The organism is Bacillus sp. SIMBA_154 (genome assembly GCF_046536015.1).
Classification (GTDB): Bacteria; Bacillota; Bacilli; order Bacillales; family Bacillaceae; genus Bacillus; species Bacillus pumilus_P.
The window spans coordinates 98,747-112,332 of the sequence record NZ_JAWJBV010000010.1 but is presented as its reverse complement, the minus strand read 5'-3'; the positions used below and the strand labels follow the sequence as shown (position 1 = coordinate 112,332).

The 13,586-nt window shown below is 41.0% G+C and carries 15 protein-coding genes; 7 read left to right on the top strand and 8 right to left on the bottom strand.

Annotated features, from left to right (window positions below; genetic code table 11):
* Positions 1-98: 98 nt before the first annotated feature.
* A complete protein-coding gene (locus tag R0K30_RS14370) occupies positions 99-584 on the bottom strand; it encodes a phenolic acid decarboxylase (RefSeq protein ID WP_099727689.1) in 486 nt (161 codons plus the stop codon).
* Positions 585-696: 112 nt separating this feature from the next.
* On the opposite strand from R0K30_RS14370, the gene R0K30_RS14365 reads away from it, so the two are divergent.
* The 3 genes from R0K30_RS14365 (at position 697) to R0K30_RS14355 (ending at position 2,993) form a co-directional block, all read left to right on the top strand.
* Positions 697-1,254, top strand: coding sequence for a PadR family transcriptional regulator (locus R0K30_RS14365; RefSeq protein WP_367308308.1), 558 nt, complete (start codon positions 697-699; stop codon positions 1,252-1,254).
* A gap of 104 nt (positions 1,255-1,358) precedes the next feature.
* The gene (locus R0K30_RS14360) at positions 1,359-2,465 is read left to right on the top strand and encodes a nitric oxide synthase oxygenase (protein WP_410611362.1); all 1,107 of its coding nucleotides are present in this window, start codon (positions 1,359-1,361) and stop codon (positions 2,463-2,465) included.
* 99 nt (positions 2,466-2,564) lie between these two features.
* Positions 2,565-2,993, top strand: a complete 429-nt coding sequence (locus R0K30_RS14355) for a hypothetical protein (protein ID WP_249705281.1) — start codon at positions 2,565-2,567, stop codon at positions 2,991-2,993.
* Positions 2,994-3,009: 16 nt separating this feature from the next.
* On the opposite strand, the gene R0K30_RS14350 is transcribed toward R0K30_RS14355, so the two are convergent.
* Entirely contained in the window at positions 3,010-3,282 is a 273-nt protein-coding gene (locus tag R0K30_RS14350; protein WP_249705282.1) for an acylphosphatase, read from the bottom strand.
* 121 nt (positions 3,283-3,403) lie between these two features.
* Between R0K30_RS14350 and R0K30_RS14345 the strand changes: the two genes are divergently transcribed.
* A complete protein-coding gene (locus tag R0K30_RS14345) occupies positions 3,404-4,054 on the top strand; it encodes an MOSC domain-containing protein (RefSeq protein WP_410611359.1) in 651 nt (216 codons plus the stop codon).
* Positions 4,055-4,096: 42 nt separating this feature from the next.
* Here R0K30_RS14345 and R0K30_RS14340 read toward each other — a convergent pair whose 3' ends face one another.
* From R0K30_RS14340 to map, 3 genes are all read right to left on the bottom strand, one after another.
* Entirely contained in the window at positions 4,097-4,234 is a 138-nt protein-coding gene (locus R0K30_RS14340; protein WP_003214303.1) for a YflJ family protein, read from the bottom strand.
* A 134-nt stretch (positions 4,235-4,368) separates the two neighbouring features.
* Complete coding sequence (locus R0K30_RS14335) at positions 4,369-4,530, bottom strand: hypothetical protein (protein WP_099727680.1); 162 nt, start codon at positions 4,528-4,530, stop codon at positions 4,369-4,371.
* A gap of 124 nt (positions 4,531-4,654) precedes the next feature.
* Positions 4,655-5,404, bottom strand: coding sequence for a type I methionyl aminopeptidase (gene map / locus R0K30_RS14330; protein WP_410611356.1), 750 nt, complete (start codon positions 5,402-5,404; stop codon positions 4,655-4,657).
* A 188-nt stretch (positions 5,405-5,592) separates the two neighbouring features.
* Between map and nagE the strand changes: the two genes are divergently transcribed.
* Positions 5,593-6,957, top strand: a complete 1,365-nt coding sequence (gene nagE / locus R0K30_RS14325; RefSeq protein ID WP_367308305.1) for an N-acetylglucosamine-specific PTS transporter subunit IIBC — start codon at positions 5,593-5,595, stop codon at positions 6,955-6,957.
* Between the two features lie 18 nt (positions 6,958-6,975).
* On the opposite strand, the gene R0K30_RS14320 is transcribed toward nagE, so the two are convergent.
* Positions 6,976-7,734, bottom strand: a complete 759-nt coding sequence (locus R0K30_RS14320) for a DUF817 domain-containing protein (protein ID WP_367308304.1) — start codon at positions 7,732-7,734, stop codon at positions 6,976-6,978.
* A 195-nt stretch (positions 7,735-7,929) separates the two neighbouring features.
* Between R0K30_RS14320 and R0K30_RS14315 the strand changes: the two genes are divergently transcribed.
* Entirely contained in the window at positions 7,930-8,436 is a 507-nt protein-coding gene (locus R0K30_RS14315; protein ID WP_099727676.1) for a DoxX family protein, read from the top strand.
* Positions 8,437-8,681: 245 nt separating this feature from the next.
* Here the strand turns inward: R0K30_RS14315 and R0K30_RS14310 are convergent, their stop codons facing one another.
* Together R0K30_RS14310 and ltaS are read right to left on the bottom strand one after the other, a co-directional pair.
* On the bottom strand, positions 8,682-9,269 hold the full coding sequence (locus R0K30_RS14310) for a YjgB family protein (RefSeq protein WP_410611352.1): 588 nt from the start codon (positions 9,267-9,269) through the stop codon (positions 8,682-8,684).
* A gap of 97 nt (positions 9,270-9,366) precedes the next feature.
* Entirely contained in the window at positions 9,367-11,349 is a 1,983-nt protein-coding gene (gene ltaS, locus R0K30_RS14305) for a lipoteichoic acid synthase (RefSeq protein WP_410611350.1), read from the bottom strand.
* Positions 11,350-11,926: 577 nt separating this feature from the next.
* On the opposite strand from ltaS, the gene R0K30_RS14300 reads away from it, so the two are divergent.
* A complete protein-coding gene (locus tag R0K30_RS14300; RefSeq protein WP_099727673.1) occupies positions 11,927-13,585 on the top strand; it encodes a pyridoxal phosphate-dependent decarboxylase family protein in 1,659 nt (552 codons plus the stop codon).
* Position 13,586 lies beyond the last annotated feature (1 nt).

Here is a 13,586-nt window from a genome sequence, read left to right as displayed (position 1 = left end):
ATACATTTCATTCTTCATACATACGTTAAAAATAAAAAAGATTGTAGAAAAACATGAGTTTCTCTACAATCTGAGCGGCACGCATTGTGCCGCTTTTACTATTTTCGCCCAGCTCTTATTTCATCTGTCATGCCTTCGTACGGTGCTTCTGCGATAATCGTTTCGTCATTTACACCTGCATGGTTCATATACGTAATGTCAGCGAATTCTGGAACAACATATTTCGGATATGTTTCGTATTTTTCACGAGATTGTTTCATGAGATCGATGTAGTCATTTTGATAGCAAACCGTGATATCTGGACGTTCATGCACCCATTTTGGGAAGAAGATGACGCCATGCATACGTTTTTCCTCAGGCATAAAGTTCAGAGAAACGTCTGTCCCCGTTGGTTCTGTCCAGGAGACTTTGTAGACGCCTTTTGTCAGCTTCACAATATTCACTTCTTGATCACGGACCCAGCGGCCTCCGACCATTCCGCTATGAATGCGGTAATCAATGGTGTGATCGTTTTTAATGTAAATCTCATATTCCCAGCCATTTTCATACGTATAAATCATATGAAGTCCAACGAATTGTTCCATGTTTATTCCTTCTTTCATTAGAATGATGTTGTTTCAAACATGTCATGATTTACATGTTTATTTTAGAGTGTATGGTATACTATTGTCAAAGAATATGCGTTGGAGGCCCATCATGAGAGTACTGAAATATGCCATTCTTGGCTTACTAGATCAGCGTGAGCTGACGGGATATGATATCACAAAACACTTTAAGGATTCCCTTGGACAGTTTTGGAGTGCCAAGCACAGCCAAATCTACCCCGAGCTGAAGCGTTTAACGGAAGAAGGATTTATTGAATTTGATATTCACATACAAGGAAAGAAGCTAGAGAAGAAGGTCTATCAAATCACAGAAGCAGGAAAAACGGACTTGCATAAGTGGCTAAGGACAAAAGACCCGATTCCAGAAACATCAAAGGATGAATTTATGCTAAAAACATTCTTTATCTCCTCCATGGATAAAAAGGAAGCGGCTGATCTGTTTACACATCAACTGCTAGAGCGCACGAAAAAAGTAGATATGCTTGAACAAAAGCTGCACGCTTTAACGGAGGAAGACCCTTCCGCCGAATCGCTGCATTCAGCACAATTTGGGCATTATTTAGTGCTGACAAGAGCCATTGAAAGAGAAAAAGGGTATGTTCATTGGCTTCGAAAGACCCTAGAATTGATTAATTCATCCACTGTCTAAGGACAATAGTCGGATGATTTGATAAAAAATGGCTTGAAACAAGTGAATTTATTAATAGAAACCGCTACAATGGATATATTCGTATTAAAGTGAGGCGAGTATGTTTGAGTAACCAAGAAGCGTTGTGGAATGAAGCAGAAGCTTTTGTTTCTTTATGCTATGAAGAATTAAACAAATCAAATGAAGAGAAAGCAGCACGTCTGCATGAAATAAAAAAAGAAATAGAGTCTGAAGGTATATACACCCATACACCAGAAGAGCTAGCTCACGGGGCGAAAATGGCTTGGCGCAACAGTAACCGCTGCATTGGCCGTTTATTTTGGTCGACCCTGCATGTTCACGACTGCCGGCATGTGAAGACAGAGGATGAGGTGAAAGAGGCGCTCTTTCATCATATTAAGTATGCGACAAATGGCGGGAAAATCAAACCGTCCATCACGATCTTTCCGCCAGAGCAAGAGGGACGGAAGGATGTCGTCATTTATAATCATCAGCTTGTTCGTTATGCAGGCTATGAAACGGAATATGGCATCATCGGCGACGAGGCATCCCTTGAATTAACAAAGTTGTGTGAAGCCTATGGCTGGAAAGGGGAGGGCACGCATTTTGATATTCTCCCTCTCATGTTTCAGCTGAAAGGTCAGCCGCCGGTTCTGTATGATCTTCCGAAAGAGATCGTTCAAGAAGTCGAGATTACCCATCCTGAATATGAAGGGTTTCGTGATTTAGGATTGAAATGGTACGCTGTTCCGATTATTGCTGATATGAAGTTAGAGATAGGCGGCATCCATTACAACGCTGCGCCGTTTAACGGCTGGTATATGGGAACAGAAATTGGCGCACGTAACCTAGCGGATGAAAATCGCTACAATATGTTGAAAAAAGTCGCTTCTATTTTAGGGCTGGACACGACAAAGAATGCATCACTTTGGAAGGACAAAGCCATTGTGGAATTGAATGTGGCGGTTCTTCATTCTTACCGCGAAGCAGGGGTGACCATTGTCGATCACCATACAGCTGCGCATCAACTCAAACAGTTTGAAAAGCAGGAAGAGAAGGCCGATCGCAAGCTGACTGGAGATTGGACATGGCTGATTCCGCCGGTGTCACCAGCTGCTACCCACATCTTCCACCGGCACTATGACAATACCACTCTGAAACCGAACTATTTTTATCAGGAAAAGCCCTATCAAGGGACAGAAAAAGCCTAGCCAAAAGCTGGGTTTTTTCTGTAAAATGAATCCTTTGAATGATGCCTGTATTGGGAATTTATAGTTTAATGAAAGGGGATTGAAAAAGGGGGAATGATGATGAAGAAAGTCACATTGATGATGTTAGCGGCTGTATTAAGTATGTTGGGATTTTTACCGTTATGTGCTGAAAGTGCGAATGCAACTGATGTAGGTTCAATGGTACAAAACTCCGTCGATTTGAAGGTTAAAACAGACCGTTCAACTTACTCCTCGCTTCATCCTCAAATCAATGTCAACATGGCGACAACGACAAATGAAACGCTCTATTATACAGCAAGTATTCGAAAGCTTACTTTCCCAGTGACTCCTGCCTTTACACACCAGGGGGCTATCTCTGGAAAAGCAGCTTTCACAGCACCTACTCGTTTGTTTCTTCCTAGCAGTGGATCAGCAAATTATGATGTTCATGTGAGCCTGTACAAAGACGCTTCACGTACGACGCTGATCGGTTACTATGTTGCAAATACTTTTACTGTTATGAAATAGAAAAGATAGTCATAAACTATCCTCTTATCCGAAAGTCCTGATAATGGACTAACTCGGTGAGCGGTTCCATCTGCATATCTGTGACTTTTGAAAAAGGACTTCCTTTTCGGACTGTCTCTAAGAAGTCATGAACCTCCTGCTGCTCACCTTCTACTTTTAATTCGACATGACCTTCATCTGTGTTGCGCACCCAGCCTTTCATCCCTCGATTGACGGCTTCACCTTGGACAAAATAACGAAATCCGACCCCTTGCACTCGTCCTTTTACAATGGCGTGATAATGAACCAATGTCATCTCTCCTTTTTCTCATCGTACCATAGCCAGCATCGTTCCTTCACGCATCGACTTTGATTTGGCTGTCAAACGATGTAAAATAAAAGCAATGAGACAACCAAAGGAGATGGCCATAGTGGGACAGAAAAGCTACGACATAGAAGGGATTCAAGTAGGACAACCTATCACCACTAATGCAAATGGAAAAGAAATCAAAACAGCCATCAACAAAAGGCGTATTCATGAACCTGTGTATTTGAGCAAGCTCAATTTTGAGGGAGATGGCCAAGGTGATTTGGTTCATCACGGGGGCTATGATAAAGCGATCTGCGTCTTTCCATATGATCATTATGATTACTTTGAGCAATTTTTAGGTGTTTCGTTACAGGAGGCGGCCTTCGGCGAGAACTTGACAGTGCATCAACTTGTGGAGACAGAGGTGTGCATTGGAGATGTGTTTCAGCTTGGAGAAGCGCTTGTTGAGGTTAGTCAGCCAAGACAGCCATGTGTGAAGCTATCCCTTAAGCACGGCAACATGAAGCTTGTGAAGGAAGTGCAGCAAACTGGGTATACAGGCTTTTATTTGCGTGTGTTAAAAGAAGGAATGGTGTCGCCTGATGAACCTCTTGTGTTAGTAGAGAAAGCGTCCCATCAGATTACGGTTCATGAGGTCAACGAAGTAAAATACCATCAAGCAGATCCACAGAGGCTGAAAGCCGTTCTTGAAGTAGATGCCTTGGCAGATGCAGTGAGGAGGTCTTTAGAAAAACGAATCCGGCATATTTAAAAAAAGCCGTACATCAGCACAAGATGTACGGCTTTTCAGCGTTTATGAGCTTGGTTTCTTTTGCTCAAGAAGATTTGCAAGGAAATAAGTTTTTAAGCTTTGAAGCTTTCTTCCTTCATGCTTGGTCACACCAAGCTTCTTTAATTCTTCGACATACCAGCCTTTGCTACCATAATGCATGATAGAAAACTCCTTTCAATTGGAACTGCCTGCATTGTAACATCTCAAAAAAGGACGTGAAAAGTGTGCAGGTGTTAAGAAATGAAAACTGATTCTATCTGCCTATGGTGCATGTATATGCTGGAAATGATGAATTATGAATTGGGTGGATTGAGGGTGACAATGATCATCCCGATCGTCATAATCATGATGACAACACCAAGATATGTCATCATGGATTGTTTTTTCTTGAGACCCACAACCGTTAAGATAATACTTTCGATGAAAAAGATGACACCAATGATGATGAACCACATATCAAATAAGACCCCTTTCGCATATCTTTGCCTATTTTACCACAGGCATTTTTGTTTAGTCGTGACAGATTCGTGAAAGGGATACGAAAAAAACCCCTCCATTGAAAGGAGAGGATGGATTGACTTACAGCTTTGTTAAAATAATCGGTTCATCTTTTGTGATCACAATGGTATGTTCAATCTGTGCCACCAGGCTTTTATCTGGCGTTTTAAATGTCCAGCCATCATCAGCCTGATAAATGGATTCAGCATTTGTTGAAATAAAAGGTTCAAAGGCAATGACTGTGCCATTCTTAAACAAAGCATTATCGAATGGATCATAATAATTCAAAATATGGTTTGGTGCTTCGTGTAGACTTTTCCCAATGCCGTGTCCTGTCAGGTTTTTAATCACTGTAAAACCTTGTTCTTTGGCGGTATTGTAAACCGCACGGCCAATTTGGTTTTGTCTTTTACCGGCTTTTGCATGCTTTAACCCTTCAAGGAATGCATCCTCCGCACACTGGCATAATGTTTTAAGCCGAGCATCACCTGTGCCTAGTACGAATGAAATTCCAGTATCGGAATAATATCCATCAAGCTCTGCTGAGATATCAATATTAATGAGGTCTCCCTCTTGTAAAATGGTTTTTTCACTTGGAATACCGTGTGCGACTTCATCGTTCACGCTAATACAAGTGGTACCAGGAAAGTCATATTCCTTTTCAGGCGCTGAATTGGCCCCATGCTCTTCTAATATTTTTTTCCCAATCAAATCTAATTCCTTTGTAGACATGCCTGGCTTCGCTTGGCTTTTCATTTCTTCTCTTGCCAAAGCGACAATTCGGCCGACTTTTTTTAAGGCTTCTAACTCATGATCATGTTTGACAATCACTGTTCATTCCCGCTTTCTATAACTTCATTCTATTCAATAGCTTACCACATTTTACGGCAGAAGAGTAAAAGTGCGATTTCGAGTAGATATGGACAAATTGGTATAGATAACTAGACGTGCATATGATATATTTTTTATGAACATCATGAGTGATTTGGTCATGATGATGACAAAGGGGGGAAATTCAGATGGTGTTTCAGTTTTTTCAAAAGTTAGGAAAATCATTTATGCTTCCAATCGCTGTGCTTCCTGCAGCAGGTATTATTTTGGCCATTGGACGGGAGGATGTATTCAATATCCCGTTTATTCATGCGGCAGGGAATGCAATTTTTGCGAATTTGGCTTTGATTTTTGCAATAGGTATAGCGATCGGCATTTCAAAGGATGGTAACGGAGCAGCGGCGTTATCAGGGGCCATTTCTTATTTCATATTGTCAGCAGGTACAACGTCGATTAACTCGACCAACAATATGGGGGTATTGGGCGGTATTTTATGCGGGCTCTTAGCAGGTTACGTTTACAATCAATTTAAGGATACGAAACTGCCGGAATACTTAGGTTTCTTTAGCGGAAGACGGCTTGTGCCAATTATGACAGCACTTTTCACCATTCTATTAGCAGCCGTTTTCGGTTATGTATGGCCTCCGATTCAAAGTGTGATCAATGATTTAGGGGAATGGATTTTAAGTCTTGGTGCAACGGGTGCGGGGCTGTTTGGTTTCTTTAACCGATTGCTCATTCCACTAGGACTTCACCATGTGCTTAATAACTTATTCTGGTTTCAATTTGGGGACTTCAACGGGGCAACAGGGGACTTAGCGCGATTCTTTAAAGGAGATCCAAGTGCAGGCGTCTTCATGACCGGGTTCTTCCCAGTGATGATGTTTGGTCTGCCAGCGGCATGTCTAGCCATGATTGTAACAGCAAAGCCAGAAAAGAGAAAAGCAACAGCTGGTCTGATGATTGGAATGGCGCTAACGTCATTTATTACAGGGATCACAGAACCAATTGAATTTTCATTTATGTTTTTATCTCCACTTTTATATGGTGTCCATGCTATATTAACTGGTCTGTCACTCTTTATCGTGAACACCCTGGGGATTCATAGCGGCTTCGCCTTTTCAGCAGGTGCGATTGATTACGTCTTAAGCTTTGGCATTGCTCAAAAACCAATCATGCTGCTTGTGGTTGGGGTGATTTATGGCGTTATCTACTTTGTTGTCTTCTATTTCCTCATTAAACTGTTAAAGCTGAAAACACCGGGCAGAGAAGATGATGACATTGAAGATATCCCAGCAGATGATGCAAATACTGCCGGAGCGAGTATGCTCGTAGAGGGGCTTGGCGGCAAAGACAATATCACCACCATTGATCATTGTGCCACCCGCCTTCGCTTAACAGTAGAGGATACGAATTTATTGAACGAAGGCACATTGAAAAAAGCAGGTGCTAAAGGGGTACTGACTTCAGGGAAAACATCCGTACAAATCATCATTGGAACGAATGTGGAATTTGTCGCAGATGATCTCCGCAAGGAAGTCGATCGAGATTAAAAAAAGCGTTCAGCCAGGTCAAATGGGCTGAACGTTTTTTTGTTTGCGTTGTTCGATCACTAGAACAATACTGATGACAACAAGTAAAAACCATGAACTGATTTTCCCTAGATGTACGAGAGACCAAGCGTGCTGTTGATTTGGATATTGCCATGCCCCTAAAAAGGTAGTGACATTTTCAGCAATCCAAATGAAAAAACCAATCAAGAGAAATGAAACAACAAGCGGCATTCGATAGGCAGATGAACCGACCTGAAAGGAAACCGTCGTTTTTCGAAACACTACAACAAGGAGCAATGTCAGCCACCAGCGGAGATCATAGATCCAGTGATGAGTAAAGAAATTTAGATAAATACACATACTGATTCCAATCGAAAAAAACGGATGAGGCCAGGCCGTCACCTCTACGCGAAGTCGTGAAAGTGCCTGATAAATATAGCTTGCCACGCTCGCATACATAAAGCCGCTATAGAGAGGTACCCCAAAGATTTTCGTATAAGCATCCTCAGGATAGGACCAAGAACCCATATGTACTTTATAAATTTCTAAACCTATTCCAATGAGATGAAATAAACAAATGACCTTCAGTTCAGTCAACGTCTCTAGCCGAAGCGTCAGCATGAGGATCTGTGCCATGAGACAAAGCAGAAGAATGAAATCATAGCGATGAAGAAAAGGAATAGTTACCGTTTTCGATAGTGCAAGTGCTGCAAAGATCATGACAGGGAATAGACACGATATGGCCTGTAAATAAGCGAAATGGAATAATGTTTTCATACATGTTCAAACCCCTTTTATTTGTCTGAAATGACTTAGACGGTTAAAGGAAGGGAAAAGTTTACCTCGACTAGATATTCATGAACAATTTGTGAATATATATGTGAAAAAGATCACAAATTAGATGTTACATAGTATAATAAGATCATAAAGAAAATGTGAAATATTTCACATAAATTAAAAGGGGGCATCATCATGTTTACAAAATTCTTACAAACGAATGTGTGGGCAGCCGTTATACTTTTGGCAGCAAGACTTTATATCGGATGGACTTGGCTGACATCTGGTATTGGAAAACTAACAGGCGGATTCGATGCATCAGGGTATTTGCAATTTGCGATATCTGAACCCGTTGTCAAAGATGGCCATCTTGTTTATCCGTTCTATGTATGGTTTTTAGAAAATGTCGCCTTGCCAAATGCCGGACTATTCAGTGCGATGGTCATGTGGGGAGAAATCTTAGTTGGTCTAGGGTTAATTGTTGGATTGTTCACAACAACGGCAGCCTTTTTCGGTAGCGTGATGAATGTCTCTTTCTTACTTGCTGGTACCGTCTCTGTCAACCCACTCCTTCTTCTGATTGCTGTCATCATTATGGCAGCGAAAGGAAACGCAGGGAAATTTGGTCTTGATTATGTAGCAGGTCCAGTCTTCAAACGAACAATAAAAAGAAAGCCGCATTTAGAAGTGGCATCATCATAAAGAAAAGCATCCTCAGCTTTTGCTCAGGATGCTTCAGCGTGTAGACAAACCCTCGCATTCGGTGTCAGTCCTGCGTGCCGGTGCTCATGAATGTCAAATTCACTCCGCTCCGGTACTCGTCCTTCCTAGACTGCAAAGGTTTTCTATCACGCTGACAAGAAGACAAAGGGCTAAAATAAAGATCATTTTAGCCCTTTGTCAACATTCTAAAGCATCCTCAGCTTATGCTCAGGATGCCTTTTTATTTAAGAATCGGCTTTGATGAGATTGATATGCAGGACAGTGAGCTCGTGCTGGCTGATATCTGGATCATGTCCGACGAAAAATTCGAGCTCATAATCACCGGTTCGGTAAACGTATTTCTTCTCTTTTGTTTGTGGGATGGTGCTCACTGAATCGGCCGGTCCAAGCTGTTTCTTTAATAGGGAAGGGGTCATTCCGCCGATATTCGTTTCTTTTTCTACATTTGTTCCGAAATAACGGATTTCGTCAATTTTGCCTTTTTTGTCATAGTGAAAAGCAAATCCTGGATTCCCCATTTCAGCATGATACAAATCAAAGCCACTTTGACCTGTTTCTGGATAAGGCTGTCCGAGCTTATGATGAACGTCTTTTTTTGTTAGAACGCCTATTTTGAGCCCTTCTGCATAGTAGGGCATTTGTCCTTTATTCGCCAGCTTATAAATGCTGTTTAGTGAGGCTTGAGGACCTTGGGGAATGGATTGTTCTGCCGCCGTTTTGGTTATGGCGTGTGCTGTGATCGCAGGGCTGAAACCGAATAGGGCGGAAGAAGCAAGTGAGGCAGTCACGATAAAAGCTGCTGTTTTTTTCATGATAAATCCCTCCTTGATCTCCTATACCCGGTGCAATCAGGATCAAACGTCAAAAGAACCAGCTGATCAGGATCGGCTGGTTCTTTGATTGAGAAAGTTACTTTGAAGAAGTGCTGGATTCATCTTTGGCGGAAGAGGAATCTTCTTCATCCTGTACTTTCTTTGTATAGTCATACTCATTGCGGTCAATCGGTGTAAAGCCTTTAGGCTTGTAGAAACGGAGTAAATCTTCTGTGACGATCTTATCAGATGTCTCTAGCATCTTTTTCACCGTTTCATTTTCTTGCGATGCTTTTTCAGTTGGCTCGATTTTCTCGCCTGTTTTGTTGCTGTAATAGTTATTGCCTACTTTCGTGTAGTCCTTGGACACGAAGTCTCCATTTCTAAATGGCACAAGCTCTTTGAAGTTCTTCGATAAGATATCAGAACCAGACATTAAATAGTTCTTCGTATCATCGCCGAGCAGGTGCAGAAGGGTTGGAGCGATATCGACTTCACCAGAGTATTTATGAATCTGTCCGCCTTTTACGCCTGGCACATGAATAAAGAGCGGCACACGCATGAGCTGGGCATTTTCATAATCTCCAATTTTTTGTCCAGTCACTTTTTCCATCGCTTCATTATGATTTTCCGAAATGCCGTAATGGTCTCCGTACATAATGACCACTGTATTGTCATATAGACCTGATTTTTTCAAGTCTTTGAAGAACTGTTCAATGGCTTCATCTAAATAATGAGCAGATTGGAAGTAGTTATCGACGACAGAGTCTCCGAAATCACCAGGTTCGAAATCGGTATCACCTTCATCCATGCCAAATGGGAAGTGGTTCGATAACGTAATGAATTTCGAATAAAACGGCTGCTTCAGATTTTCAAGCATTGGCATTGATTCTTTGAAGAACGGTTTGTCTTTCAAACCATAGTTCTTCGTATCTTGCTCGTTCATATCGTAGTACTCAGAATCGTAAAATCTGTCATATCCAAAGGACTTAAACATTTCATTACGGTTCCAGAAGGTTTTCGTATTCCCGTGGAATTCTGCTGACGTGTATTGATCCTTCTTCAAAATGCCGGGAAGTGCCTGATACGTATTTTGCGCTTTGTTAATAAAAACAGAGCCTTGTGATAGTGGGAATAGCCCAGTATCCATCATAAATTCGGCATCAGATGTCTTACCTTGTCCAGTTTGATGGAAGAAGTTATCAAAATAAAACGTTTTGTTGGCATGTGCCAATGAATTAAGGAATGGAGTGACTTCTTTTCCGTTCACCTTATAATCAATGACAAAGTTTTGCAGAGATTCAAGAGAAATCGTAATCACGTTCATGCCCTTCGCTTTCCCGTAATAAGCCGGGTTTGGATCAGCACTGTTCGCCTTTAAATAATTCTCTACATCTGTCACATCATTTGAATTTGCCAGTGCACGCTGGCTGTTTGATTTCACATTTTGAATGGCATCAAACACGGTAAAGTTATAAGCACCCAAATATTTGACTAAATAATTGCGGTCGAACGATCTTGACAAAAGCTCTGGACGATCAATCTCTGCAGCGACTAAGTTGAGAACAAAGATCACAACAGAGGACGCAAGAACGAGTCTAAACGATTTTGACTTTTGAACAGGTACAGTTGCTGTACTTGTTTGCTGCTGCCTTTTCATGCGGACTGCGAGTACGATCAAGATGATTGTATCGATAAAGTAAAACACATCAGTCCAACGCATGAGTGAAAATGCACTATCACCTAATTGTCCGCCATTCGTTCCTGCCTGCATCACAACAGGCAGCGTGATAAAGTCATTGAAGAATCGATAGTACACGATGTTTGCATAAAGTAAAAAAGACATGAAAAAGTGAATCACAATGATAGCGGCAGGCTGCCATTTTTTCTTGAACAATAAAGCAAAGCCAAGAAAGAACAAGCTGGAGCTAATAGGATTCACGAAAAGCAAAATATGCTGAAGCATATTTGATATACCAAGTTTGAATTCGATTAAATAAGCTGTATACGTTTTGAGCCAAAGTAGGATGGCCGCAATCACAAAGAAACCGAGGCCTCTTTTTTGAATAAATGTTTTCATATAAACACTCCTTTTCTCCGTTATACGGAAGAGGCGGAACGAAAGAAAACGAACCATTAGAATATACCACGAAATCCGCAAATAGAAAAGTCATAACCGATGAACTACGTGTTCAGCCTGTCCGAGCAATATAAGGAAAGAAATCGAAAATATTCGATCTTCGAAAAACTTTTTATGAAATTTATCCTAATATTAACAGAAAATTCAGTAATTTTCCTGTTGTTATATCAATAAAACAGGTAAAAAGACACAAGTCTAAAGAATTAATTTGATTTCTACAATGGTGATTTCGAGAGAATTTCCAGTGTTTATTAATGTTTATGCAAGTTAAGTAAAAAAAATGAGTCAATGAACAGTGAATGATGGTGGATAAAAATTCCTGCTAGATAATATATTGATATATTTTGTTGTTTCACAAAAAAATGGTTTTTATTTGTTTTGTAAGGGTTTTGTTAATTTTGATGAGTGAACAAATTATCTGAATATACTTAAGTGGACATTTTGAGACTATAAACTTTTCAATTGAAGTCGATATAGAGATTGACAGGAAATCTTCCATTGAAAGGATTGATAGTATATGACTGTACGAGCTGAGAACCTCGTTCAGAACTGGTTTCCGAGTGAGGACGGAAATGCAGAAGAGCGTAAAGAATTCATCAAATTAATGGAACAAATCATTTCAGGGGTCGATCACCTGAAGGATCCGAACCGTGCTCACCTAAAAGGTGAAAAGAATCGTGGGGAGGATTTTTATCAAAAGCTCACTGAAACAAGTCAAATTCCGGTGAACGGACAACAAGCGGAACTTGTGAATGAAGAATTACTTAAGCTTTTACATAACCATCCATACCACACAAAGTATTTCTTCACGAACATTTTGCCAATGGCAAGTACACCAGGAATTCTAGGCATGCTGACGGCGATGCTGGTAAATGGAAACAACCTATGGGATGTTTATGGACCAGCAGGTGCGGAAGCTGAGGTCAGAGTGGTCTCAATGATGTCTAAGCTCATCGGATATGATCCAAATGTGAGCGGGGGATACACAACATGGGGAGGTCAGGGGGCTATTTTCTCAGGGCTTCGTTTAGCGATTGCGAAAGTCGCACCGGAGTCATTACGAAAAGGTGTCCCGCAAAATCTTTATGCGTTTTGTTCTGATGCAGCACATTACAGCCTATTTAAGTCAATGGAAGCAACCGGACTTGGCACAGACAATTTAATCAGAATTAAGACAAATAAAGATCATTCAATGGATATGGAAGATTTGCGTTGTCAAATGGAATGTGTTGCGCAAAATGGGGGAATTCCCGTTTATATTGTGGCAACAACCGGAACAACAGATGCCATCGCAATTGATGATGTAAAAGGGGTACGTGAAACAGCAGAAGCCATTGCTGAGAAGTATGGTCTAAAGGTGCCGCATATTCATGCAGATTCGGCGCTTGGCGGATTCTTTGCTTTCTTTAATGAGTATGATGTATCTAAAAACCCGCTGCAATTCTCAGACGGTGTTCTTCGTATGCTAAAAGAAATCAAAGTGAAATTCCAGCACCTCTCTCTTGCAGACACGATGTGCTTTGATTTTCAAAAGCTCGGTCAAACACCTTACACATCCAGTTTATTCTTAGTGAAAAACGCTGCTGACTTAAAGCGTTTAGACCTAGAAGAACAAGAGACACCATATGTTGGACATAGAGGCTACGGGGAATACCATACGGGTTATACACTTGAATGCTCAAGAATGGGAAGCTCTATCAGCATGCTGAGCGTGCTGTTAACGTTTGGGATTGAAGGATACCAGCGCTTGCTCGGTCAATTTTTAGAGGTGAACCTTGCATTCAGAGAAGCACTCAGTCAGGAAATTCCGCAAGCAGAAGTCGTAAACGATGGCAACGTCGGAATGGCTACATTGTTTAGAATTTACCTAGACGGATCTCCGCGCTTTAAAGAAGAGATTTCCGGAGAGGCGACTTCAATGGAAATTGAGCGGAACAATCAATTGAACAAAATGCTGTTTGAAAAGCTTGGAGAGAAAAGAGACGAAATGTTCTTTGGCGATACAACAAAGTTTTTACTTGTGAATGCGAAAGAAGGTCAAGAATTTTATCTAAGTGTAAGTAAGTTTTTTGTGATCTCACCTTATACGTTACCGGAGCATATCCCTCATATCGTATCTTATTTAAAAGACGTGATTGCATCTGTTTGTGGACAATTTGAAAGTGTACATGCTTAAA